This is a genomic window from Bradyrhizobium sp. SZCCHNS2022 (assembly GCF_032377575.1).
GTDB lineage: Bacteria > Pseudomonadota > Alphaproteobacteria > Rhizobiales > Xanthobacteraceae > Bradyrhizobium > Bradyrhizobium aeschynomenes.
This window is the reverse complement of sequence record NZ_JAUHHZ010000001.1, coordinates 6,703,406-6,728,318: the sequence shown is the minus strand read 5'-3', so window position 1 is coordinate 6,728,318 and position 24,913 is coordinate 6,703,406. Positions and strand designations below refer to the sequence as shown.

At 66.5% G+C, this 24,913-nt stretch carries 22 protein-coding genes; 15 read left to right on the top strand and 7 right to left on the bottom strand.

From position 1 onward, the window contains the following. Positions 1–160: 160 nt before the first annotated feature. From tkt to QXZ94_RS29990, 11 genes are all read left to right on the top strand, one after another. Positions 161–2,146 carry a transketolase gene (tkt, locus tag QXZ94_RS30040; RefSeq protein WP_315724526.1) on the top strand — a complete coding sequence of 662 codons (1,986 nt, stop codon included), beginning with the start codon at positions 161–163 and terminating at the stop codon, positions 2,144–2,146. Positions 2,147–2,380: 234 nt separating this feature from the next. Then, a complete protein-coding gene (gene recQ / locus QXZ94_RS30035) occupies positions 2,381–4,258 on the top strand; it encodes a DNA helicase RecQ (RefSeq protein ID WP_315724524.1) in 1,878 nt (625 codons plus the stop codon). Positions 4,259–4,403: 145 nt separating this feature from the next. After that, positions 4,404–5,411, top strand: a complete 1,008-nt coding sequence (gene gap / locus QXZ94_RS30030; RefSeq protein ID WP_315724522.1) for a type I glyceraldehyde-3-phosphate dehydrogenase — start codon at positions 4,404–4,406, stop codon at positions 5,409–5,411. A gap of 110 nt (positions 5,412–5,521) precedes the next feature. Continuing rightward, entirely contained in the window at positions 5,522–5,662 is a 141-nt protein-coding gene (locus QXZ94_RS30025; RefSeq protein WP_315724520.1) for a hypothetical protein, read from the top strand. Positions 5,663–5,686: 24 nt separating this feature from the next. Beyond that, on the top strand, positions 5,687–6,877 hold the full coding sequence (locus QXZ94_RS30020; RefSeq protein WP_315724518.1) for a phosphoglycerate kinase: 1,191 nt from the start codon (positions 5,687–5,689) through the stop codon (positions 6,875–6,877). A 45-nt stretch (positions 6,878–6,922) separates the two neighbouring features. After that, on the top strand, positions 6,923–7,180 hold the full coding sequence (locus tag QXZ94_RS30015; RefSeq protein WP_315724516.1) for a hypothetical protein: 258 nt from the start codon (positions 6,923–6,925) through the stop codon (positions 7,178–7,180). A 187-nt stretch (positions 7,181–7,367) separates the two neighbouring features. Beyond that, complete coding sequence (fba, locus tag QXZ94_RS30010) at positions 7,368–8,435, top strand: class II fructose-bisphosphate aldolase (RefSeq protein WP_172134409.1); 1,068 nt, start codon at positions 7,368–7,370, stop codon at positions 8,433–8,435. Between the two features lie 242 nt (positions 8,436–8,677). Further along, a complete protein-coding gene (locus QXZ94_RS30005) occupies positions 8,678–8,899 on the top strand; it encodes a hypothetical protein (RefSeq protein ID WP_315724513.1) in 222 nt (73 codons plus the stop codon). After that, positions 8,900–9,577, top strand: coding sequence for a thiamine phosphate synthase (locus QXZ94_RS30000; protein WP_315724510.1), 678 nt, complete (start codon positions 8,900–8,902; stop codon positions 9,575–9,577). A gap of 10 nt (positions 9,578–9,587) precedes the next feature. Next, a complete protein-coding gene (locus QXZ94_RS29995; protein ID WP_315724508.1) occupies positions 9,588–10,679 on the top strand; it encodes a tetratricopeptide repeat protein in 1,092 nt (363 codons plus the stop codon). A gap of 140 nt (positions 10,680–10,819) precedes the next feature. After that, positions 10,820–11,611 (top strand): inositol monophosphatase family protein, encoded by a 792-nt coding sequence (locus QXZ94_RS29990; protein ID WP_257166422.1) that lies wholly within the window; start codon positions 10,820–10,822, stop codon positions 11,609–11,611. A 372-nt stretch (positions 11,612–11,983) separates the two neighbouring features. Here the strand turns inward: QXZ94_RS29990 and QXZ94_RS29985 are convergent, their stop codons facing one another. The 5 genes from QXZ94_RS29985 to QXZ94_RS29965 form a co-directional block, all read right to left on the bottom strand. Further along, a complete protein-coding gene (locus tag QXZ94_RS29985; RefSeq protein WP_315724504.1) occupies positions 11,984–12,580 on the bottom strand; it encodes a hypothetical protein in 597 nt (198 codons plus the stop codon). Between the two features lie 185 nt (positions 12,581–12,765). Then, positions 12,766–15,921 (bottom strand): multidrug efflux RND transporter permease subunit, encoded by a 3,156-nt coding sequence (locus QXZ94_RS29980; protein WP_315724502.1) that lies wholly within the window; start codon positions 15,919–15,921, stop codon positions 12,766–12,768. Positions 15,922–15,927: 6 nt separating this feature from the next. Continuing rightward, the gene (locus tag QXZ94_RS29975; RefSeq protein WP_315724500.1) at positions 15,928–17,121 is read right to left on the bottom strand and encodes an efflux RND transporter periplasmic adaptor subunit; all 1,194 of its coding nucleotides are present in this window, start codon (positions 17,119–17,121) and stop codon (positions 15,928–15,930) included. A 283-nt stretch (positions 17,122–17,404) separates the two neighbouring features. After that, positions 17,405–18,433: a cyclopropane-fatty-acyl-phospholipid synthase family protein gene (locus QXZ94_RS29970; protein WP_315724498.1), complete on the bottom strand. Its 1,029-nt coding sequence runs from the start codon at positions 18,431–18,433 to the stop codon at positions 17,405–17,407. Between the two features lie 12 nt (positions 18,434–18,445). Next, the gene (locus QXZ94_RS29965; protein ID WP_315724495.1) at positions 18,446–19,258 is read right to left on the bottom strand and encodes a DUF1295 domain-containing protein; all 813 of its coding nucleotides are present in this window, start codon (positions 19,256–19,258) and stop codon (positions 18,446–18,448) included. A gap of 182 nt (positions 19,259–19,440) precedes the next feature. On the opposite strand from QXZ94_RS29965, the gene QXZ94_RS29960 reads away from it, so the two are divergent. From QXZ94_RS29960 to QXZ94_RS29950, 3 genes are read left to right on the top strand one after another with little or no spacing between them, the layout of a single operon-like run. Beyond that, positions 19,441–20,430, top strand: coding sequence for a MotA/TolQ/ExbB proton channel family protein (locus QXZ94_RS29960; protein WP_172110011.1), 990 nt, complete (start codon positions 19,441–19,443; stop codon positions 20,428–20,430). 43 nt (positions 20,431–20,473) lie between these two features. Continuing rightward, entirely contained in the window at positions 20,474–21,502 is a 1,029-nt protein-coding gene (locus QXZ94_RS29955) for a peptidoglycan -binding protein (protein ID WP_172110012.1), read from the top strand. Then, positions 21,499–21,948, top strand: coding sequence for a GNAT family N-acetyltransferase (locus QXZ94_RS29950; protein ID WP_315724492.1), 450 nt, complete (start codon positions 21,499–21,501; stop codon positions 21,946–21,948). Before QXZ94_RS29955 ends, QXZ94_RS29950 begins: the two co-directional genes overlap by 4 nt. A 199-nt stretch (positions 21,949–22,147) precedes the next feature. Here the strand turns inward: QXZ94_RS29950 and QXZ94_RS29945 are convergent, their stop codons facing one another. Continuing rightward, the gene (locus QXZ94_RS29945; protein ID WP_172110014.1) at positions 22,148–22,348 is read right to left on the bottom strand and encodes a hypothetical protein; all 201 of its coding nucleotides are present in this window, start codon (positions 22,346–22,348) and stop codon (positions 22,148–22,150) included. Between the two features lie 143 nt (positions 22,349–22,491). Then, positions 22,492–24,351 (bottom strand): ABC transporter ATP-binding protein/permease, encoded by a 1,860-nt coding sequence (locus QXZ94_RS29940; protein ID WP_315724489.1) that lies wholly within the window; start codon positions 24,349–24,351, stop codon positions 22,492–22,494. 234 nt (positions 24,352–24,585) lie between these two features. Between QXZ94_RS29940 and rpmE the strand changes: the two genes are divergently transcribed. Next, complete coding sequence (rpmE, locus tag QXZ94_RS29935; RefSeq protein ID WP_012046762.1) at positions 24,586–24,813, top strand: 50S ribosomal protein L31; 228 nt, start codon at positions 24,586–24,588, stop codon at positions 24,811–24,813. Positions 24,814–24,913: the final 100 nt, after the last annotated feature.

The following is a 24,913-nucleotide window of genomic DNA, read 5'->3' as shown; positions in this document are numbered from 1 at the left end:
CCGAAACTATGCACTACTAAGCAACTTTTGGGACGTCCGGGACGTTGCATTGCCTTTGATTCCCGGAACTGAGGTGCTAATCAGCCCGCAAAATCCCGGCCCGCCAGCAATACCGGCGGCTCTCCTGTCATCAGCATTTCACGTTTGGACGGATTCCAGCATGACGCAGGTCGATCATTCCCGCATGGCCAACGCCATCCGCGCGCTCGCAATGGACGCCGTCGAAAAGGCGAAATCAGGCCATCCTGGCCTGCCGATGGGCGCCGCCGACGTCGCCACCGTGCTGTTCACCCGCGTGCTGAAATATGATGCCGCAGCGCCCGCCTGGCCGGACCGCGACCGCTTCGTGCTGTCGGCCGGCCACGGCTCGATGCTGCTGTATGCGCTGCTGTATCTGACCGGCAACGAGGAGATGACGCTCGACCAGATCAAGCGCTTCCGCCAGGTCGATTCGCTCACGCCGGGCCATCCGGAGAATTTCCGCACCAAGGGCATCGAGACCACCACCGGCCCGCTCGGCCAGGGCATCTCCACCGCGGTCGGCATGGCGCTGGCCGAGAAGATGCTGCAGGCGGAATACGGCAAGAAGATCGTCGACCATCACACCTACGTGCTGGCCTCGGACGGCGACCTGATGGAGGGCATCTCCCAGGAAGCGATCGCGATGGCCGGGCACTGGAAGCTCAACAAGCTGATCGTGCTGTGGGACGACAACGGCATCTCGATCGACGGCCCGCTGTCGATCGCCGATTCGGTCGATCAGGTGAAGCGCTTCAAATCGGCCGGCTGGGCCGCCGAGCTGATCGACGGCCATGACCCCGAGGCGATTGCCGCTGCGATCATCAGGGCGCAGAAATCGTCGAAGCCGTCGCTGATCGCCTGCAAGACCACGATCGGCTATGGCGCGCCGACCAAGGCCGGCACCTCCAAGGTGCATGGCGAGGCCCTCGGCGCCGAGGAATTGAAGGGCGCCAAGGAGAAGCTCGGCATCTCGCAGGAAGCCTTCTCCGTGCCCGACGACGTGCTCGCCGCCTGGCGCGAGGCCGGCCGCCGCGGCGCGGCTGCGCGCAGCGAATGGGAGACCCGACTCGGCGAGATGGGCCCGCGCAAGCGGGCGGAGTTCGAACGCCGGCTGCGCCACGAGCGCCCCGCCACGCTGGCGAAGGCACTGAAGGACCACAAGAAGGCGCTGCTCGAGAACCCGCTCAACATCGCCACCCGCAAGTCGTCGGAGGCCGCGATCGAGGTGATCGCAGCGGCGATGCCGTTCGAATTCGTGGCCGGCTCCGCGGATCTCACCGGCTCCAACAACAACAAGGCGAAGTCGGCGACCTCGTTCTCGGCCAAGACGCCGAAGGGCCGCTTCATCCATTACGGCATCCGCGAGCACGGCATGGCGGCATGCATGAACGGCATCTTCCTGCATGGCGGCTTCGCGCCGAACGGCGCCACCTTCCTGGTGTTCTCGGACTACGCCCGCGGTGCGATGCGCCTGTCGGCGCTGATGGGCGCCGGCGTGGTGTACGTCATGACCCACGATTCGATCGGCCTCGGCGAGGACGGCCCGACGCACCAGCCTGTCGAGCATCTGGCGGCGCTGCGCGCGATCCCGAACATGCGCGTGTTCCGCCCGGCCGACGCCGTCGAGACCGCCGAATGCTGGGAGCTGGCGCTGAACCGCACCAACGGCCCGACCGTGCTGGCGCTGACGCGGCAGAACCTGCCGCAGCTGCGCACCAATGCGCCGTCGGACAATCCGTGCAGCCATGGCGGCTATGAGCTGGTGGCCGCGCAAGGCGAGGCCAAGGTGTCGCTGTTCGCCACCGGCTCCGAGGTCGAGATCGCGGTCGCCGCGCAGAAGCAGCTCGCCGAGCGCGGCATCGCCGCGCGCGTCGTCTCGGTGCCGTCGCTGGAGCTGCTGCTCGAGCAGCCGGCCGAAGCCAAGGCCAGGATCATCGGCAACGCGCCGGTCAAGATCGCGATCGAAGCCGCGGTGCGCTGGGGCTGGGACGCCGTGATCGGCCAGGACGGCATCTTCGTCGGCATGCATTCGTTCGGCGAGAGCGGCCCCTACAAGGAGCTGTACAAGCACTTCGGCATCACCGCGGAAGCGGCGGTGGACGCGGCGGTCAAGCGGCTGGGCTGAGCGTTCTCACGGCGTAGTCGGTGAATACCCTCATGGTGAGGAGGCGCGCAGCGCCGTCTCGAACCATGAGGCCCGCGTCGAAAGCGCTGGCCTCGCCCTTCGAGACGACCGCCTCCGGCGGTCTCCTCAGGGTGAGGAGATGCATTGACTGTGACGCGCCAGGACGAGGACAATAGGAGAACCGGCGCCCTTGAGGCGCTCGTTCGCCAGACCTTCCGGAAGCTCCCTCCCACCATGCCCTCGTCCCCCAACGCCCCGACCGACACGGCCGATCGCGCGCTGGCGGTGCTGCATTCGGTGTTCGGGCTGCCGGGTTTTCGCGGCGCGCAGGAAAAGGTGGTCCGGCATGTCGCCGAGGGCGGCAATTGCCTGGTGCTGATGCCGACCGGCGGCGGCAAGTCGCTGTGCTATCAGCTGCCGGCGCTGCTGCGAAAGGGCTGCGGCATCGTGGTGTCGCCGCTGATCGCGCTGATGCGCGACCAGGTCGCCGGCCTGATCGAGGCCGGCGTCAACGCCGCCGTGCTGAACTCCACCCTGTCGCGCGAGGAAGCCGATGAGGTTGAGCGGCGGCTGATCGTCGGGGACCTCGACCTGCTCTACGTTGCGCCCGAGCGGCTGGTGACGCCGCGCTGCCTGTCGCTGCTGGAGCGCGCGGAGATCGCGCTGTTCGCGATCGACGAGGCGCATTGCGTGTCGCAATGGGGGCACGACTTCCGCCCGGAATATATCGGCCTCTCGATCATCGCCGAGCGCTTCCCCGACGTGCCGCGCATTGCGCTCACCGCGACCGCCGACGAACTGACCCGCAAGGAGATCGCCGAGCGGCTCAGCCTGACCGATGCGCCGCAATTCGTCGCGAGCTTCGACCGCCCCAACATCCGCTACGAGATCGTCGACAAGAACAACGGCCCGGCGCAGCTCAAGGCCTTCATTCGGGATCGTCATGCCGGCGATGCCGGCGTGGTGTATTGCCTGTCGCGCGCCAAGGTCGAGGACACTGCGGCGGCGCTGAACGAGGCCGGCATCACGGCGATCCCCTATCACGCCGGGCTCGATCCGGCGGTGCGTTCGCGCAACCAGGACCGCTTCATCAACGAGGACGGCGTCGTGGTGGTCGCCACCGTCGCCTTCGGCATGGGCATCGACAAGCCGGACGTGCGCTTCGTCGCGCATCTCGATCTGCCGAAGAGCATTGAGGCCTACTACCAGGAGACGGGGCGCGCCGGGCGCGACGGCAAGCCGTCGACGGCGTGGATGGCCTATGGTCTCTCAGACATCGTGCAGCAGCGCCGGATGATCGACGAATCCACCGGCGCCGAGGCCTACAAGCGGATGTCGATCCGCAAGCTCGATTCATTGGTCGCGCTCGCCGAGACCGCAGGCTGCCGGCGCAAGTTGCTGCTCAGCTATTTCGGCGAGAGCCCGGCGGGCGAGAACTGCGGCAATTGTGACAACTGCGTGTCGCCGCCGAAGATGCGCGACGGCAAGGTGATCGCGCAGAAGCTGCTGTCCTGCGCCTATCGCACCGGCCAGCGTTTCGGCGCCATGCATCTGATCGACGTGCTGGTGGGGCGCGCCACCGAGCGCGTCAAGCAGTTCGGACACGATCAATTGTCAGTGTTCGGCATCGGCCGCGAGCTCAATGAGAAGCAGTGGCGCGCGGCGCTGCGCCAGTTGGTGGCGATGGGGCATCTCGCACCCGACAGCGAAGCCTATGGCGCGCTGAAATTGACGGAGAGCTCCCGCGGCGTGCTGAAGGGCGAGACGCCGGTCATGCTGCGCGAGGAGACGGCAAGCTCGGTCCGCGCGATCCGCAGCAAATCACGCCGTGGCGAGCTGGTGGCGCGGCCCGCGGCGGCAGCCGATGCGCCCCTGCTCGCCAGCCTGCGCGCCTGGCGCTCGGAGATCGCGCGCAAGCGTGGTGTACCAGCCTATGTGGTGCTGCACGACGCCACCATCGACGGCATCGCCAGCGCCCGGCCGACCACGCTCGGCCAGCTCCGCGATATACCAGGGATCGGCGACAAGAAGCTCGAACATTACGGCGAGGAGCTGCTGGCGCTGATCAATGCCGCGCGGTCGGCAGGAGCCGGATCGCCGCCAGACAGTTGAGGTTTGCGCGAAAAAGGTCTACCAGAAGGCCCTTATCGTCCGCTCCCGTCCGGCAGAACCGGTCGGCATTAGTTCCAAAACCCTCGTGGCGCCCCTGTTGGGAGGACGCAGACGGGGACGAGAAACGTCATTGAAGGAGACGAAAATGGCAGTCCGGGTCGGGATCAACGGGTTTGGCCGTATCGGCCGCAACGTTCTGCGCGCCATCGCGGAATCGGGCCGCAAGGACATCGTGGTGGTCGGCATCAACGATCTCGGCCCGGTCGAGACCAATGCCCATCTGCTGCGCTTCGACAGCGTGCACGGCCGCTTCCCGCACACCGTGACCGTCGACGGCGACAGCATCGATATCGGCCAGGGCAAGATCAAGGTCACCGCCGAGCGCGATCCGTCGAAGCTGCCGTGGAAGGATCTCGGCGTCGACATCGCGCTGGAATGCACCGGCATCTTCACCTCCAAGGACAAGGCCTCGGCGCATCTGACTGCCGGCGCCAAGCGGGTGCTGGTCTCAGCTCCGGCCGACGGCGCCGACGCCACCATCGTCTACGGCGTCAACCACACCACGCTGACGAAGGATCATCTGGTCGTCTCCAACGGCTCGTGCACCACCAACTGCCTGGCGCCGGTCGCCAAGGTGCTGAACGACACGGTCGGCATCGAGACTGGCTTCATGACCACGATCCACGCCTATACCGGCGATCAGCCGACGCTCGACACCATGCACAAGGATCTCTATCGCGGCCGCGCGGCGGCGATGTCGATGATCCCGACCTCGACCGGTGCGGCCAAGGCGATCGGCCTCGTGCTGCCGGAGCTGAAGGGCAAGCTCGACGGCGTCGCGATCCGCGTGCCGACGCCGAACGTCTCGGTTGTCGACCTCAAGATCGTCGCCAAGCGCAACACCGAGCCGAAGGAGATCAACGAGGCGATCAAGCGCGCCGCCGAGCAGGAGCTCAAGGGCGTGCTCGGCTACACCAACGCGCCGAACGTCTCGATCGACTTCAACCACGACCCGCACTCCTCGACGTTCCACATGGACCAGACCAAGGTCATGAACGGCAACCTCGTGCGCGTGATGTCCTGGTACGACAACGAGTGGGGCTTCTCCAACCGCATGGCCGACACCGCCGTCGCGATGGGCAAGCTGCTTTAACTGCATTCTCGATCGTCATTCCGGGATGGTCCGAAGGACCAGACCCGGAATCTCGAGATTCCGGGTTCGATGCTTCGCATCGCCCCGGAATGACGGCTCAAGAGAGCATCATGACCCTTCCGCACTGGCTCGGAATTCCCGGCGTGATCCTGATGATCGGGGTCATCTTTTACGGGTTTCGCCAGGGGCGAAAGGTGACGTCCCAGCAAGAGGGCAACCCGCCAGAGCATCAGCCTCCGGGCTCCTCGTGATGTCGGCCAACAAGCGAGCATGACATGAAACAATTCCGAACCCTCGACGACGTCGACGTCAAAGGCCAGCGCGTGCTGCTGCGCGTCGATCTCAACGTGCCCATGGAGAATGGCCACGTGACCGACGCCACGCGCCTGGAGCGCGTCGCGCCGACCATCAACGAGATCGCGAGCAAGGGCGGCAAGGTCATCCTGCTCGCCCATTTCGGCCGGCCCAAGGGCCGCGACGCCAAGGACTCGCTGAAGCCGGTCGCGGCCGCGCTGTCGCAAGTGATCAAGCGCCCGGTCGCCTTCGCCGATGACTGCATCGGCGAGCCGGCCGCCACCGCCATCGCCGCGATGAAGGACGGCGACGTGCTGTGCCTGGAGAACACCCGCTTCCACAAGGAGGAAGAGAAGAAAGATCCGGCGTTCGTGGGCGAGCTCGCAAAGCTCGGCGACATCTGGGTCAACGACGCGTTCTCCGCCGCCCACCGCGCCCATGCCTCGACCGAGGGCCTCGGCCACAAGCTGCCGGCCTATGCCGGCCGCACCATGCAGGCCGAGCTCGACGCGCTCGACAAGGCGCTGGGCCGCCCGGCCAAGCCGGTCATCGCGATCGTCGGCGGCGCCAAGGTCTCGACCAAAATCGACCTCTTGGAAAACCTCGTCACCAAGGTCGACGCGCTGGTGATCGGCGGCGGCATGGCCAACACCTTCCTGCATGCGCAGGGCGTGCAGATCGGCAAGTCGCTGGCCGAGAAGGATCTGGCGGCCACCGCGCTCAGGATCATGGAGAAGGCGGAGTCCTCGAACTGCGCGATCATCCTGCCGGTGGACGCCACCGTGTCGTTCCACTTCGCGGCCAACTCGCCGTCCTTCGCCTACGGCCTCGACGCGATCCCGCCGGACAGCATGATCCTCGACGTCGGCCCGCAATCGACCGCGCGCATCCATTCCGCGATCGACGACGCCGCGACCCTGGTCTGGAACGGCCCGCTCGGTGCCTTCGAGCTGACGCCGTTCGACCGCGGCACGATGGTCGCCGCCAAGCACGCCGCTGAGCGGACCAAGGCCAAGAAGCTGGTCTCGGTGGCGGGCGGCGGTGACACGGTTGCTGCGCTCAATCAGGCCGGCGTGGCCGGCGATTTCAGCTACGTTTCGACCGCGGGCGGCGCCTTCCTTGAATGGATGGAAGGCAAGCCGCTCCCGGGCGTGGAAGTGCTGAAGGCCTAATACTCTGAGCTTGTCGGCTATGGATGTTTCTGTTATGTTCCATCCATGGCCGAGCCCCCGACAGACGCTGTCCACTCGATCCTCATCAAGATCCAGGAGAGCATTGCTGCGTTCCGATCAGAGTTTGGCCAATTCAGACAATCGACCGAGACGCGGCTTGACGCCCTGGAAGTCTTAATCCGCAAACAGCGTCGCGATTCCGCTGGCATGCTGGTCATGATGCGCGCGGCCGCCAGCGACTTCGACGAACGTGTCACCGAGGTCGAGGAGCGCATCGCCGCTCTCGAAGCCAGGAAGAGCTGATCCCGCGTTGTCGGCTCGCGGCGCGCTCTCGGGGTTGATAACCTTGGGTGCCGCCTGACCGCCCCCTCCTCTCGCCTGCGTCGCCGGCACCCTTGGATTCCGCCGATCACCGCGTTATGCACGGTGCAGCCGTTTCGACGCGTGCGTCAGCCGCACGGTCCAATTCTTATCCCAGGGAGTTCCAGCCATGGCCCGCATTACCTTGCGTCAATTGCTCGATCACGCGGCGGAGCACGATTACGGCGTCCCGGCCTTCAACATCAACAACATGGAACAGGCGCTGGCGATCATGACGGCGGCCAGCGCAGCCGACGCCCCGGTCATCATCCAGGCCTCGCGCGGCGCCCGCGCCTATGCCAACGACGTCATGCTCAAGCACATGATGGACGCGCTGACCGAGATCTATCCGCAGATCCCGATCTGCGTGCATCTCGACCACGGCAACGAGCCGGCAACCTGCATGACCGCGATCCAGTCCGGCTTCACCTCGGTGATGATGGACGGCTCGCTGAAGGCCGACGGCAAGACCCCCGGCGATTGGGAGTACAATGTCGGCGTCACCAAGACCGTGACGACGATGGCGCATCTCGGCGGCATTTCGGTCGAAGGCGAGCTCGGCGTGCTCGGTTCGCTCGAGACCGGCATGGGCGACAAGGAGGACGGCCACGGCGCCGAAGGCAAGCTGTCGCACGACCAGTTGCTGACCAATCCCGACGAGGCCGTGAAGTTCGTCCAGGAGACCAAGGTCGACGCGCTCGCGATTGCGATGGGCACCTCGCACGGCGCCTACAAGTTCACCCGCAAGCCGGACGGCGACATCCTCGCCATGAACGTGATCGAGGAGATCCACCGCAAGCTGCCGAACACCCATCTCGTCATGCACGGCTCGTCGTCGGTGCCGCAGGACCTGCAGGAGATCATCAACTCGTTCGGCGGCAAGATGAAGCCGACCTGGGGCGTGCCGGTCGCCGAGATCCAGCGCGGCATCAAGAACGGCGTGCGCAAGATCAACATCGACACCGACAACCGCATGGCGATGACCGGCCAGATCCGCAAGGTTCTGTCGGAGCACCCGGAAGAGTTCGATCCGCGCAAGTACCTGAAGCCGGCGATGGAAGCGATGACCAAGCTCTGCAAGCAGCGCTTCGAGGAGTTCAACACCGCGGGCCAGGCCGGCAAGATCAAGCGTGTGCTGACGACCGCCGAGATGGCCAAGCGCTACGCCGGCGGCGAGCTCGACCCGAAGGTGGCGTGAGCGTCTCGCTCAGGCTCGGAATTGCTCAACCTAGATAGCTTGCCGCGACCCCGGTGAGCTCCCCTCGCCCTTGCGGGGAGGGGAGCCGACCGCCGCGGACGTGAGAGATCGTTCAACCCACGACAATGAACTCCCCGTTCACCTCTGTGAGAGCCTGCCTCAGCTGCGGCCAATGTTTGCTCGGCAACGGCCCGAGAACCGTCTAGTTTGACGGGCAGGGCAGATGCCGTCTGGAGCAGATGATGGACATCTTCGCATTCACCACCGTCGCCGCTGCGACGGCGGCGCCCGGCCTGGGCTATCCCGCCGCCGGTAAAGCGGCCCGCGACAGGCTTGCGGATCACCGCTCCGCGTACTACCCGCAGAGAGCACGCCTCGCCCCATGGCGGACCGTGCCTCACCGCATCGACAATGACGGAAACCCCCGCTACCTGGTGGCGTTGCGCGAGAAGAAGGCGGCCTAAGTGTCCGGCAAGACCACATCCGCGCGGCCCGAGCCGCGCCTCTATCTGGCGACGCCGGTGGTGACCGACGCCGCGGCGCTTGCCGCCAGCCTGCCCGCGATCCTCGCCAGCGCCGACGTCGCCGCGGTGCTGGTACGGCTTCAGGACAGCGATCCGCGCAGCATGATCACCACCGTGAAGGCGCTGGTGCCGGCCATTCAGGGCGCCGGCGCGGCGCTGTTGATCGATGGCCATCCCGACATCGTGGCACGTGCGGGCGCCGACGGCGCACATCTGACCGGCATTGCCGCCTTGGAAGACGCGTTGCCCGGCCTCAAGCCGGACCGCATCGCCGGGGGCGGCGGACTGTCGACGCGGCATGATTCAATGCGGGCCGGAGAGCTCGGCGCCGACTACGTGCTGTTCGGCGAGCGCGACGCGCAGGGCCGGCGGCCGTCGCCGGATGCCGTCAACGAGCGTCTGGCGTGGTGGGCCGAGCTGTTCGAGCCGCCCTGCGTCGGCTATGCGATCTCGCTGAAGGAAGCGGCCGACTTCGTCGCCGCGGGAGCGGATTTCGTGCTGGTCGACGATCTCGTCTGGAGCGATCCGCGTGGGCCGGCAGCCGCGCTGGCCGACATCGGTGCGACGATCCGGCAGGCCCACGCGGCGGCGCCGGCCGCCGTCGCTGGACAGGGCTGAACGGCTGGCGATGACGGTGCTGCGCCTGACATGCCTCGTTGCTGCGCTCCTGGCCCTGGGGCCCGGCGCGCGCGCGCAGATCTCGTTGACGCCACCGGCCTTGCAACAGCCGCCGGCCGACAAGCCCAAACCTGCCGAGAAGGCCGCCGAGAAGCCGAAACCGCCGGCGCCGCCGGCGGCCGCAGCGAAGAAGCCGGCTCCCGCCCCGTCAGCCAAGCCGGCGGCGCCGGCGCCCGCCCCGACGCCTCCGGCTGCGGCCAACGATCCCAATGTGGACCTGGTCTACGGCGCCTATCAGCGGGGCCAGTACAAGACAGCCTTCGACTTGGCGACGCCGCGTGCGCAGGCCGGCGATCCCAAGGCGATGGCGATGCTCGGGCAGCTCTATGAGAACGCCCAGGGCATCCGCCGCGACTATGAGAAGGCGGCGATCTGGTACAAGCGCGCCGCCGAGGCCGGCGACCGCGAGGCGATGTTCGCGCTGGCGATGATGCGGCTGGCCGGGCGCGGCGGCCCCGTCGACAAGCCGGAGGCGGTGAAGCTGCTCGCCTCCGCCGCCAAGCTCGGCGAGCCCAAGGCGGCCTATAATCTCGCTCTGCTTTATCTCGACGGCCAGACGCTGCCGCAGGACCTGAGGCGCTCCGCCGAGCTGCTGCGGATGGCCGCGGACGCCGGCAATCCGGAGGCGCAATATGCGCTGGCGACCTTCTACAAGGAGGGCACCGGCGTCCCGCAGGATCTGGAAAAGGCCGCCCGCCTGCTGCAGGCGGCGGCGATCGCCGACAATGTCGACGCCGAGGTCGAATACGCCATCGCGCTGTTCAACGGCACCGGAGTGCCGAAGAACCAGCCCGCCGCGATCTCGCTGTTGCGCCGGGCAGCCCGGCAGAACAGCCCGGTGGCCCAGAACCGCCTCGCCTGGGTGCTGCTGTACGGGATCGCCACCCAGATGGATAAGGTCGAAGCCTATAAATGGCACCTGGTGGCCAAGACCGCCGGCAAGGGCGACCCCAAGCTCGACGAGAAATTTGCCGACATGCCGCCCGAGGATCGCGCCAAGGGCGAGCAGGCCGCCAAGCGCTGGCTCGGCACGATCAAGTAACCTGGGCTTGACCGGCATCTGATCCGCCCTTGACGCGGCGGCCCCTTCAGGGCACCCACAGCCAGCCGTTTCACCCGCCTTCGTCCTGATCCAGGCGAGGCGCGCACCGCAAGGTGCGGTCAGCCCAGCGCATCGAGCACATGATTCACTCCGCCCTCATCAATGTCATGGTCAAGGCCGCGCGCCGGGCCGGCCGCAACCTCAAGCGCGATCTCGGCGAGATCGAGCACCTCCAGGTGTCGCTGAAGGGGCCCGCGAACTTCGTCTCGCGCGCCGACAAGAAGGCCGAGGAGATGCTGTACGAGGATCTCTCCAAGGCCCGGCCCGGCTATGGTTTCCTCGGCGAGGAAGGCGGCAAGCGCGAAGGCAGCGATAAGTCGCACACCTGGATCGTCGATCCGCTCGACGGCACCACCAATTTCCTGCACGGCATCCCGCAATTCGCGATCTCGATCGCGCTCCAGCGCGAGGACACCGTGATCGCCGGCGTGATCTACAACCCGGCCAATGACGAGCTGTACATCGCCGAGCGCGGCAAGGGCGCGTTCCTCAACGACCAGCGGCTGCGCGTCGCCGCGCGCAAGCAGCTGCATGAATGCGTCATCGCCTGCGGCCTGCCGCACATCGGCCGCGGCGACCACCAGCAGTTCCTGCGCGAGATGACCTCGCTGCAGGTCAAGGTCGCGGGCCTGCGCCGCTTCGGCGCCGCCTCGCTCGACCTCGCCTTCGTCGCCGCCGGCCGCTTCGACGCCTATTGGGAACGCGACCTGCAGCCCTGGGACATCGCAGCCGGCATGATCATGGTGCGCGAGGCCGGCGGCACGGTATCGGGCATCGACGGCAAGGAAGACGCGCTGGCGACCGGGCACGTCGTGTGTGGCAACGAGGTCATCCACCGCGAGCTGGTGAAGGTGCTGAAGGCGGCGGCGTAGGGGTCCGATCTTACTGGCGTTTGGACCCAGGCTATCGCCTCTCGCTCGCTGTCATCATCCGCGAAAGCGGATGATCCAGTACGCCGTGACGGCTGTGATGAACACGACCAATTGCGTTTACTCGATGCCCGCCTTCGCGGGCATGACGGTGCTGGGTGATGTTGGCGCGGCCGTCGCTCCACGCGCGGTGTCGCCCCGGCCTTGAGCCGGGACCCATAACCACCGGCCGCCGCGATTAAGCGAGAACGGTCGACCAGCGTGCCTCAAACATCTCCCTGTGGTTATGGATCCCGGATCGGCGCGCGCGTGCCGCGCGCTTGTCCGGGACGACACCGAGGGTGGAGCTGACGGCTGGGCTCTGCCCGCGAAAAGCTACCTGCGCCCGCTGGTGAACGCCTGCGGCGTAGCACCGGGCAGTGCCGGGGAGTTGATGTCGCTGTCGATGCGATCGGACGACTGGCCGGCATAGCTGAAGCCGAGCGACAGGCTGACATTGGAGGTCGGCTTGAACTCGACGCCACCGTTGATCGCGTAAGCCGGCGTCGAGGTGGAGCGCCCGTCGAACGTCGCGAACGGGCCACCCAGACCGGGAGTGACCTTCAGCGCCTCGAAGCCGCCGTAGAAGCTGACGCCGCTCTTGAAGGTGTAGCCGTATTGCGCGCCTTCGGTGGTGTAAGTGCCGAGCGCGCCATAGCGGTTGATGATGTTCGAGCTGAGGCCCACGCCCGCCAGCGACGCCCAGTTGCTGGACACGCTGTAGCGACGCGCAAAGAAGCCGCTGTCGCGGCCATCGGCCGCAAAGCTCGGAAAATTGCCATAGGAGTCGAGGCTGCCGGAGTCGCTGAAGCCGACCGGCCAGCCGGGGAGCCAGTACTTCACAGGACCGGACTGGGCTTCCGCAGCTTGACCACCAAGGCAGATGGCGGCGAGCGCGAATGCGAGAACAGATTTGCGAGAGATCATCGACATGCCGTATCCGTTACATGTCGGAGAACAATACACGCAGCGAGCGGGGAACTCCAGTTGCCAGGATTGGAGCACCATTTCCCGCATCGGCGGTGCACTTCCCTCCTCCTGGCGAGGATGGCAGCGCACCGCCAGCGTGGCGAGATTGCGGCTCAATCGCTCGAGCGAGCCATCGCGATTGCGATCATCTACGGCTTCACCGGCGCCGGCGGTCCATAGGCTTGCGGCTCCGCGCCCTTCTCCGTCTTCTCACGATCCCCTGCCAGAACGCGCTGCACCGAGACGAAGAACACCGGCACCATCAGCAGCGCCAGGATCACCACCGCGATCATGCCGCCCATGACGTTGGTGCCGAGCGCCTGCTGGCTGGCGCCGCCGGCGCCGGTCGCCATCGACATCGGCAGCACGCCGCAGACGAAGGCGAGGCCGGTCATGATGATCGGGCGGAAGCGCAGCGAGCATGCCTCGACGGTCGCCTCGACCAGCGGCTTGCCGTGCGCGCGCAGGTCCTTGGCGAACTCGATGATCAGGATCGCGTCCTTGGCGGCGAGACCGATGATCGTGATCAGCGCGACGGTGAAGTAGACGTCGTTGGACAGCCCGCGCAGATTGGCCGCGACCACCGCGCCGAGAATGCCGAGCGGCACCGTCAGCAGCACCGCGAGCGGAATCGTCCAGCTCTCGTACAGCGCGGCGAGACACAGGAACACGACCAGCGCCGACAGGCCGAGCAGCAGCGGCGCCTGCGAGCCGGACAGCTTCTCCTGCAACGACTGGCCGGTCCATTCATAGCCGAAGCCGCGCGGCAGCTTGGCCGCCAGCCGCTCCATCTCGTTGAGCGCGTCGCCCGAGGTGAAGCCCGGCTTCGCCTCGCCGGAGATGCGGATCGCCGGGTAATAGTTGAAGCCCGCGATCTGGGTCGGCCCCTTCGCCCATTGGATGGTCGCGAACGACGAGAACGGCACCAGCTGTCCCTTGGCGTTCTTGACGCTGTAGTTGAGGATGTCGTCCGCATTCATGCGGCTGATGCGGTCGGCCTGTACCACGACGCGCTGCATGCGGCCACGATTGGGGAAGTCATTCACGTAGTTCGAGCCGAGATTGGTCGAGATCGTGTTGTTGATGTCTTCGAAGGTGACGCCGAAGGCGCCGGCCTTCTCGCGGTCGATCATCAGATTGACCTGAGGCCCTTGCGGCAGGCCTTCGACGTAGACCTTCTGCAGCACCGGGCTGGCATTGGCCTCGGCGATGAGCTGGTCGGCGGCCGCAACGAGCGCGGTGTAGCCCTTCTGGCCGCGGTCCTGCAGGCGGAAGCTGAAGCCCGAGGAGTTGCCGAGATTGTCGATCGGCGGCGGCTGCAACGCGGTGATCTTGGCGTCACGCAAGCCGGCGAGATCGCGGTTGATGTCGGCGACCAGCGCCGCGGCGCTGTCGTGCTTGCCGCGCTCCGACCAGTCCTTCAGCGAGATGAAGGCCTGCGCGGTGTTGACGCCCTGGCCGGCATAGCTGAAGCCGGTGAGGAAGGTGACGTCCTCGATGCCCTCGCGCTTGGCGAGATACTTCTCGACAGCCTCCACAGCCGCCTGCGTCCGCGCATAGGAGGAATCCGCCGGCGTCTGCACGTCGGTCGTGATGAAGCCCTGGTCGTCGACCGGCAGGAAGCCGCCGGGCAGCTGGATGAAGGCCCAGGACAGGCCGACGATGAAGATCGCGTAGATCAGCATCAGTCGGCCGGTACGCCGCAAGCCGCCGCGCACGACGCCGACATAGCGGTTGCGGCTGCCATCCATGAAGCGATTGAACCAGCCGAACACACCGGTCCGGGCATGGCCGTGGCCGGCCTCGACCGGCTTCAGCAGGGTCGCGCACAGCGCCGGAGTCAGCGACAGCGCCAGCAGCGCCGAGAAGCCGATCGCCGCCACCATGGTGATCGAGAACTGCCGGTAGATGATGCCGACCGAGCCGGGAAAGAACGCCATCGGCACGAACACCGCCATCAGCACCAAGGTGATGCCGATGATGGCGCCGGTGATCTGGCTCATCGCCTTGCGCGTCGCCTCCTTCGGCGACAGCCCCTCCTCGCTCATGATGCGTTCGACGTTCTCGACCACAACGATGGCGTCGTCGACGAGGATTCCGACCGCGAGCACCATGCCGAACATCGTCAGCATGTTGATGGAGTAGCCGACCAGCATCAACGTCGCGCAGGTGCCGAGCAGCGCCACGGGGACGACGATGGTCGGGATGATGGTGTAGCGGATGTTCTGCAGGAACAGGAACATCACCACGAACACCAGCACCACGGCTTCGACCAGCGTCATCAGCACGCGCTTGATCGAGGCCTTCACCACGGGCGTGATGTCGTAGGGGATCTCATAGGTGATGTTCGAGGGGAAGAAGCGCGACAGCTCTTTCATCTTGGCCTCGACCGCGCTCGCGGTCGCCAGCGCGTTGCCGGTCGGCGACAGCAGCACCGAGAGACCTGCGGTCGGCTTGCCGTTCAAGCGGGTGTTGAACTGATAGCTGAGGCCGCCGATCTCGATGCGGGCGACGTCGCGCAGCCGCACCGTGGAGCCGTCGGCATTGGCGCGCAGGATGATCGCGCCGAACTCGTCCGGCGAATCGAGCTGGCCCTTGACCAGAACCAGCGCCGAAGTGCGCTGGACGGTGGTCGCGGGCTCCGCGCCGATGCTGCCGGAGGCGACCTGCGCGTTCTGCGCGCCGATCGACTTGGTGACGTCGTCGGCGGTCAGGCCGTAGCCGATCAGCTTGGCCGGATCGAGCCAGACGCGCAACGAGCGCTCGGTGGAATACAGCGTGGCGCGGCCGACGCCGGGAATACGGCGGATTTCGCCGAGCACGTTGCGGATCATGAAGTCGCCGAGGCCGACCTCGTCGAGGCTGCCGTCGGTCGATTGCAGGGTGATGATCTGCAGCACCGCGGCGGAGGCTTCCTCGACCAGGATGCCCTGCTGAATGACCGCGCGCGGCAGCCGCGCCTCGACGCGCTTGAGGCGGTTCTGCACCTCGACCGAGGCGTCGTTGGTCGACGTGCCCGGCACGAAGTTCGCGGTGATCTCGACCTGCCCCAGCGAGTCGCTGGTCGATTCGAAGTTGAGGATGCCGGAGGCGCCGTTGAGCTCCTCCTCGATCAGCCGCGTCACGCTATTGTAGAGGTTCTCAGGCGAGGCGCCGGGATAGCTGGTCGAGATCGAGATCGATGGCGGCGCGATGATCGGATATTGCGCCACCGCCAGCAGCGGGATCGCGATCAAGCCGATCAGGCAGATGAAAAGCGCGACGACCCAGGCGAAGATCGGCCTGTCGATGAAGAAACTCGGCATCAGGACTTACCGCGACGCTGACTTCGTTTCGAGCTGGGCCGCCGCGCTGACCTCGGTCCAGACCTGCGGCGCGACCTTGTCGCCGGCGGCAAATTTCTGGAAGCCGTCGACCACGACCTTGTCGCCGGCGCGCAGCCCGTCGGTGATCAGCACCAGGCCATCCTGCACCGGTCCGGTGCGGATCGGACGCACGATCGCGCGGCTGTCGTCGCGGATGACATAGACCTCGGAGCCGCCGGCGGCATTGCGCTGCACCGCCTGTTGCGGAACCGCGACCGAGTCGCTGTCGATGCCCTGCTCGATGCGGACGCGGACATACATGCCCGGCAACAGCTCGCGCTTGGGATTGGCGAACTCTCCGCGCAAGGTGACCTGCCCGGTGGCGGCATCGACCTTGGCGTCGGAGAACAGCAGCCGGCCCGGAATCGAATAGGGCGTGCCGTCGTCGAGCACGAGACGGACCTTGATGGCGTCGGGCGAGATCTGATCGAGATCGCCGGACTCGAAGGCGCGGCGCAGGCGGTTGAGCTCGCTGACCGACTGGGTGAAATCGGCATAGATCGGATCGAGCTGCTGGATCGTCACCAGCGAGGTCTCGTTCTGCACGGCAATCGCGCCCTCGCTGAGCTGGGCCGCGCCGACGATGCCGTCGATCGGCGCGCGCACGGTGGCGTAGTCCAGATTGAGCTGGGCGCGCGCGAGATCCGCCTTGCGCGCCTCGATGTCGGCCGCGGCCTCCCGCTCCCCCGAGATCGCCTTCTCGTTCTCGACCGCCGGGGCCGCGCGCTCCTTGAACAGCTGGGCGATGCGATTGGCCTGCTGCACCGCGCGCTCATGCACCGCCTCGGCCTTGGCGAGCGCGGCACGGCTCGACAGGATCTCGACCTCGAACGGCTTCTGATCGAGGCGGTAGAGCGGATCGCCGGCCTTGACCTCGCTGCCCTGGCGGAACAGCCGCTCGACGATGATTCCCGAAACGCGCGGCCGCACGTCGGAGACGCGGGTCGGTGCGATGCGGCCGGGCAGCTCGCGGACGATGGCCCGCGCCTTCTGCTCGACGGTGACGATGCCGACGTGGGGAACCACGACTTGCTCATTGGCGTGAGCCTGAGCCTGAGAACCTTCGTTGCAGCCGGCCAGCAGCGGCGCGGCTGCGAGCATCAATGCACTGCTGAGCAGCGACGCGCGAAAACGAGACATGAGTCTTGGAGCCCCTGGATCATGTTGGAAAGGAGTCGACCGGATGACCGGGTCATGGCCCATTCTGGAGCCGAGCGTGTCCCGCACCATAAAAGCGCGGTGCTGCGACGCAACGCAGCAGCCGGGCGGCTTGATGTCACACGAGCTACTTGATTGAACAATCGAGCGTTTTTACGATTCACTCGATTGTGAGCGCATTGTGGCAAGCAAGTTCCCGCAGGTTCCGCACAGCGAAACGCGAATCCCGCTCAAGTTCCGGCGGATTCCTACTGCGATCTGCGGCTTAGTTGACGGGCCGCAGGCGGTAGTGACTGACGCCCCATTCGCGGCCCTCGTCGTGGCCGAACAGGCCCGATGTGGCGAGGAAGAACCAGCGCCAGCGGCGCATCCACAGCGTGGCGTCGTCGCCATAGACCGGCTGCAGCGCCTGCAGGATGCGGTCGCGGTCGGCATCGAAATTAGCCAGCCAGTCCTTGGCCGTCCGCTGATAGTGCGTGCCGCTCCAGCGCCATTCCTTCTCGACCGCGAACAGATCCTCGTACTGCCGGATCAAGCCGTGGCTCGGCATGATGCCGCCGGTGAAGAAGTGCTGTGCGATCCAGTCCTCGCGATCGTTGCGATCGAACAGGTAGGAACCGGTGCGGTGGGTGAAGATATGCATGAACAGCCGTCCGTCGGGCGCCAGCCATGATCTGACGCGCGACAGCAGCTCGCGCCAATTCATCATGTGCTCGAACATCTCGACCGAGACGACGCGGTCGAAGCGCGCCTCCGGGGTGAAGTGGTTCATGTCTGCGGTGACGACGCGGAGATTGAGCAGGCCGCGCGCTTCGGCCAATTCCTCGATCGCGCGGCGCTGGGAGTGCGAATTCGAGACCGCGGTGATCTTCGCATGCGGGAACTGCCGGGCCATGAACAGCGACAGCGAGCCCCAGCCGCAGCCAAGCTCGAGGATGCTTTGGCCGTCCTGCAGATCAGCATTGGCGACGGTCTGGCGCAGCGCCTCCTCCTCCGCCTCCTGAAGCGTCGAGACCGGCTCCTTGTAGAAGCAGCAGGAATATTTGCGGTTCGGCCCGAGCACCCGGGCGAAGAACGCGGCCGGCACCTCGTAATGCTGGCTGTTCGCCGCATCGGTATGCTCCGCGATCGGACGCGTCGTCAGCAGGCGGGCGAACTCCGCGTCCCCCATGGCATTGACACCCCCGAGCCGCGTCGCCGTACGGGCGCACAATTCTTGGATGGCGGCGCGGATCACGGCGTCGGGCAGCGGCACACGTTCCGCGGCGCCGATGATGGTGGAGATGAAGCTCATGCTCGGGCTCCGTTACTTCGCAGCAGGATTGGGCGGCAGGGGGAAGAACGCGCTGGTGCGGGCTTGGTAGGCCCGGTAGCGGTCGCCGCGCGAGCGCAGCATCTGCTCTTCCAGCGGCGGGATGCCGGTGACGTGGACCAGGATGTAGTACATCAGCAGCGGCGCCAGCAGACTGGCGATCCCCCAGGGGTTGTCAGGTGACAACGCGATGACGGGATAGGCGAGCCAGCACACCCATTCGAAAAAATAGTTGGGATGCCGCGACCAGCGCCACAGGCCGACGTCGCAGACCTTGCCCTTGTTGACGGGATCTTCCCGAAACGCCTTGAGCTGGGCATCGGACAGCGCCTCGCCGGCGATGCCGATGAACAGCACGAGGACGCCGAGATAGTCCTGCAGCCGCAACTCGGCGGCTGGCGCGTGCGCTGCGACGAACATGGCCGAGACCAGCGGGATCGCGCCCCAGGCCTGCTGCTGCAGGAAAAAGAACATCCGCCGCGGCGCGGCGTCCCCCCATTGCCGGGCGAACTCGGCATAGCGCGGATCATCGGACATGCCACGGCTTCGCGCCGCGACATGGCCGCCCAGCCGGAGCGACCAAATCGCCACCAGCACCGCGACCAGCCATTGCCGCGCGTTGGGAGCATCACCGCCCACGGGCCAGATCGCGCCGGCGGACCCGACGAGGCCGACGGAAAATGTCCAGATCGTGTCGACCCAGCCGGAATTTCCGGTGCGCTGCTGCACCACCCAGGCGGCCGCCATGAGCAGGGAGAGCGCCAAAGCCAGCACCAGCAGCGCCTGCAGATAATCAACGATGGTCATGACAAAGCCCGGGCATTCCCGCTAGATAAGAGCCAACGGGACTAACTACGCCGCGGATGCCCGCCGGTTTCAGCCATGGTTCCGTGCAGGGACGGGGATTGCGCCGATCGCGGCTGTTCTCCGCACCCTGCTATGCCATAGTGGATTTCCGGGACCGGTCCCCGCAACGGATGTCATCGACAATGCCTCAAGGCTCCCCTCCCCGCTCCGCCATGGGCGTCGACCCGACCAAACTGTCCACGCCCCGGATCTTCCTGGTGCGGATGCTGGTCTTCCTGGTGCTGTGCGCCCTGGTCGGGGTCGTGCTCTACAAGCAGATCATCATGGCGTTCTTCGCCAATCCCGGCCTCAACGCCCTGATCGGCGCGGTGCTCCTGATCGGCGTCATCCTGGCATTCCGGCAGGTCGTCCGGCTGTATCCGGAAGTCTCCTGGGTGAACAATTTCCGGATCGCCGATCCCGGCCTGGCGGTGCCCCGCCATCCGGTCCTGCTGGCGCCCATGGCCGCCATCCTCGGCCGCGAGCGCACCGGGCGGATGTCGATCTCGCAGCAGACCATGCGCCACCTGCTCGACTCCATCGCCACCCGGCTCGACGAGGCCCGCGACATCTCCCGCTACATGACCGGCCTGCTGGTCTTCCTCGGCCTGCTCGGCACCTTCTGGGGCCTGATCGAGACCGTGGGCTCGGTCGGCAAGGTGATCGATGGGCTCAAGGTCGGCGGCGACGCCGGCGCGCTGTTCGATACCCTCAAGGGCGGCCTCGCGGCTCCGCTCAGCGGCATGGGCATCTCGTTCTCGTCCTCGCTGTTCGGCCTCGCCGGCTCGCTGATCCTGGGCTTCCTCGACCTCCAGTCGAGCCAGGCGCAGAACCGCTTCTATACCGACCTGGAGGACTGGCTGGCCGGCACGGTGCGGGAATACGGCGGCACCGGCGACACCGGCGCCGATCTTTCAGTGGCCATCGAGCGGCTGCGCACGGCGATGGAGGAAGGCTCCAATCGCGGCGCCACCGCGGCCATGGCCAACCTCGCCGAAGCGATCCAGGGCCTGGTCGCGCACATGCGCACCGAGCAGCAGATGATCCGCGAGTGGGCCGACGGCCAGGGCGAGCAGAACCGCGAGATCAAGCGGCTGTTGGAGCGGCTGGCGCGGCAGACGGAGAAGAGCTAGCGCGGTATTCGCGCTCGCGTTTACAGTTCCGAGGAGACGCTGAATGGCGCTGGCCCGTTCCCGCCGGGGAGAGTCCGGCCTCAACTACTGGCCGGGCTTCGTCGACGCGCTGTCGACCCTGGTGCTGTCGATCGTGTTCCTGCTGACCGTGTTCCTGGTGGTGCAGTTCTTCCTGTCGCAGGAGGTCACCGGCAAGGACAAGGCGCTGGAGCAGCTCAACGCCAAGATCGCGCAGCTCAACGAGATGCTGTCGCTGGAGAAGCTCGGCAAGCTGTCGCTCGACGACCAGGTCGCGCAGCTGCGCGCCGGCCTTTCCAATGCCGAGGCCGAGCGCGACCGCATCAAGGGTCTCTACGACGGGCTCGCCAATGCCGGCAGCAATGCCGCAGGACGCGCTTCGGAGCTCAATCGCGCGCTCGATTCCGAGAAGCAGGTCACGGCGCGGGCCTTGGCCCAGATCGAGGTGCTCAACCAGCAGATCAGCGCGCTCAGACGTCAGCTCGCGGCGCTCGAAGACGCGCTCGATGCGTCCGAGAAGCGCGACAAGGAATCGCAGAGCCGGATCGCCGATCTCGGCTCGCGCCTCAACGTCGCGCTGGCTCAGCGGGTGCAGGAGCTGACGCGCTACCGCTCGGAGTTCTTCGGCCGGCTGCGCGCGATCCTCGGCAACCGTCCCGACATCCGCGTCGTCGGCGACCGCTTCGTATTCCAGTCGGAGGTGTTCTTCGACACCGGACAGGCGACTCTGCTGCCCGAGGGACAGCAGGAGCTCAACTCGGTGGCAACGGCCCTGGTCGACCTCGACAAGCAAATTCCAGCCGAGATCTCCTGGGTGCTGCGGGTCGACGGCCACACCGACGTTCGTCCGATCAACAGCCCGGTGTTCAAGTCGAACTGGGAATTGTCGTCGGCGCGCGCCATCTCGGTGGTGCAATATATGATCTCGCTCGGCGTTCCCGCCCAACGTCTGGTCGCGGCGGGCTTTGCCGAATTCCAGCCGCTCGATCCCGCGAACACCGAGGACGCCTTCCGCCGCAACCGCCGCATCGAATTGAAGCTGACGGAGCGGTGACGTCGCCCTTCACCCTCCGTCCCTATCGCGCCGCCGATGAAGACGCGACGATCGCGCTGTGGCAGGAGACGTGGCAGCTCGCCTATCCTACTATCGATTTCGCCGCGCGGGTGCCGTGGTGGCGCGAGCGGTGGCGGAGCGAGCTGGTCCCCAAGGCCGAGGTCATCGTGGCCGAGGTGGAGGGAATGCTCGCGGGCTTCGTCACCATCGACGAGACGGGCTACCTCGATCAGCTCGTGGTGTCACCGCAGCATTGGGGCTCACCGCTCGCGACGCAGCTCGTTGACGCCGCCAAGCAGCGGTCTCCGTCTGGCATCACGCTGCTGGTGAACAAAGACAACGCCCGCGCCATCCGCTTCTACAAGCGATGTGGGTTCATCGAAGCCGGCGAGGACGTCAACCCGACCTCCGGCCGCCCGGTGCTGCGGATGGCGTGGACGCCCTAGGCACAGACACACCGCCGCCGGCCGAACCTACCGCTGTCGTCCCGGACAACCGAGCGTAGCGAGGGCAGATCCGGGACCCATCTCCGCAGCAGAGGTGTTGCGAAGAACGATGTGGCTATGTTCGACTACCAAACATTCGACCGGGGTTATGGGTCCCGGCGTTCGCCGGGACGACACCGAGTGGCAGCAATATCAGCAACTACACGCCACGAAACAGCACGCCCACCGTCAGCACCACGAAGGCGATCGCCAGCGCGTCGAAGGCGTGGGCGGCGGACAGCAGCGGCACCGAGGCGTGCATGTAGTGCGCGAGCATCGCGACGAGCGCGAGCACCAGCGCGATGGCGAAGATCACGAACGACGGCGGCGTGAGGGCAAAGCTGCCACGACGATAGGGCATGGTCATTCATCCTGTGCGATGGGCGCCACAGCATGAATGGCGCCATGAAGTTTCGCGCAGGGAACGTATAAAGCTGCAGAAAGGTTGCAGGGTCTGCGACGAGAATTCGCGGTGTTGCAGACCGTCCACGGGTGTTGCTGAAACTACACGGTCTCGAACTGCAGCCGCGCCAGCCGCGCATAGAGGCCATTGGCGGCGACCAGCGACGAATGCGTGCCCTGCTCGACGATCCGGCCACGGTCCATCACCAGGATGCGGTCGCAGGACAACACTGTCGCGAGACGATGCGCGATCACCAGCGTCGTGCGGTCCTTCATCAGGCCTTCGAGCGCCGTCTGCACCAGGGTCTCGCTCTCGGCGTCGAGCGCCGAGGTCGCCTCGTCGAGCAAGAGCAGCGGCGCATCGCGCAGGATGGCGCGCGCGATCGCGATGCGCTGGCGCTGGCCGCCGGACAAGGTCACGCCGCGCTCGCCAAGCTGGGTCTCGAACCCTTCCGGCAGGCGGCGGATGAACTCGCTGGCATGGGCGAGGTCGGCGGCGCGCTCGACCTCGGCGTCGGTGGCCTCGGGGCGGCCGAAGCGGATGTTCTCGCGCGCGCTTGTCGCGAACACGACGGACTCCTGCGGCACCAGCGCCATCCGCTCGCGCACCTTGCGCGGATCGGCGGCGCGCACGGGCACGCCATCGACCGAGATCGTGCCTGACGCCGGATCGTAGAAGCGCAGCAAGAGATGAAACAGCGTGCTCTTGCCGGCGCCGGACGGACCGACGATCGCGACCTTCTCGCCGGCACGGATCGCAAACGACACGTCCTCGAGGACCCGGACGTCGGGACGGCTCGGATAGGCGAAGCCGACGCGCTCGAAGCCGATGTCGCCGCGCGCGGGCTCAGGCAGCGCCACAGGCCGTGCGGGCGCGGTGATCTCCGGCTGGACGTGCAGCAGCTCGAACAGCCGCTCCGCAGCACCCGAGGCCGCCGAGACCTCGCCCCAGACCTCCGAGAGCTGGCCGAGGCCGGCGGCGGCGAAGGCCGCATAGAGCACGAACTGGCCGAGCCGGCCGGCGCTGATGTTGCCGGTCAGCACGTCATGCGAGCCGACCCAGAGGATCGCGACGACGCTGGAGAACACGATGAAGATGATGATCGCGGTGAGCACGCCGCGCGCCTTGGTCGAGACCCGCGCCGCCTCATAGGCCTGCTCGACCTCGCCGCCGAAGCGGCCGGCCGCAAGCTTCTCGCTGGTGTAGGCCTGCACGGTCCTGATCGCACCGACCAGCTCCGAGGCATAGGCCGAGGCATCGGCGAGCGTATCCTGCGCGTTGCGCGACAGACGGCGCACCCAGCGTCCGAAGGCCACCAGCGGCAGCACGATCAGCGGGATCGCCAGCAGCACGAACAAGGACAGCTTCGGGCTGGTGAACACCATCATCGCGGTGGCGCCGAGAAACAGCAGCAGATTGCGCAGCGCGATCGAGACCGAGGCGCCGGCCGCCGACTTGATCTGCGTCGTATCGGCGGTGAGCCGCGACACCAGCTCGCCGGAGCGCGCGGAATCGAAGAACGACGGCGACAGCGACATCAGATGGGCGAACACGTCGCGGCGGATGTCGGCGACGATGCGCTCGCCGATCGTCATGACGAGATAGTAGCGGGCGGCGCTTGCCAGCGCGAGCACGGCAACCACTGCGATCATCACGCTGAAATAGCTGTTGATCAGCTCGATGCCCTTCGGCGTGAAGCCGAAATCGATCATGCGGCGGACCGCGACCGGCACCAGCAGCGTGGTGAGCGCGGCAACCGTCAGCGCGATCAGGGCCAGCACGGCGCGAAAGCGGTAGCGCATGATGTAGGGCGCCAGCGCCAGCAACGGGCGAAGCTTGGAGCGGCGGACCGGGGCGGCCGGCTCGGTCAGCGCCTCGACGGCGGCGACGGCATCCTCGACCGCCTCCTGCGCCAGGGGGGCAGCGCTCTGCCGCTCGTCAAGCCGTTCCACTGCACTCATGGGGCCACCTAAGAATTCATCCAATCTCTCGTCGTGATAGGCCTGCCGCCCCGGCCTTGGCAAATCCGGAAACTTACCAAGGTGGGGATGCGAGCCCTGGCTTGTTTGGCGACCTTGGCTTGTTTTAGGCGGGACCTTGGGCTATAGAGCGCGCCAATTGTCCCCCTTCAGTGACGACAGGATCAGGCGCGGCTGCGCCGCGTCATGTCTTCGCATCACGCCGCAGGACCCGCCATGAAAGCCGACATTCATCCGAATTATCATACGATTACGGTCGTGATGACCGATGGCACCGAGTACCAGACCCGCTCGACCTGGGGCAAAGAGGGCGACAAGCTCAACCTCGACATCGACCCCAAGTCGCATCCGGCCTGGACGGGCGGCACCCAGCAGATCATGGACCGCGGCGGCCGCGTCTCGCGCTTCCAGAAGAAGTTCCAGGGATTCCTCAAGAAGGATTGATGCCTCCGAGCCGCCTCGTGCGGCCTCCTGGCTCTGCCCTGAATCGACCCCATCGCAGCAAAACGCCCCCGGAAACGGGGGCGTTTTTGTTTGGGTGGCG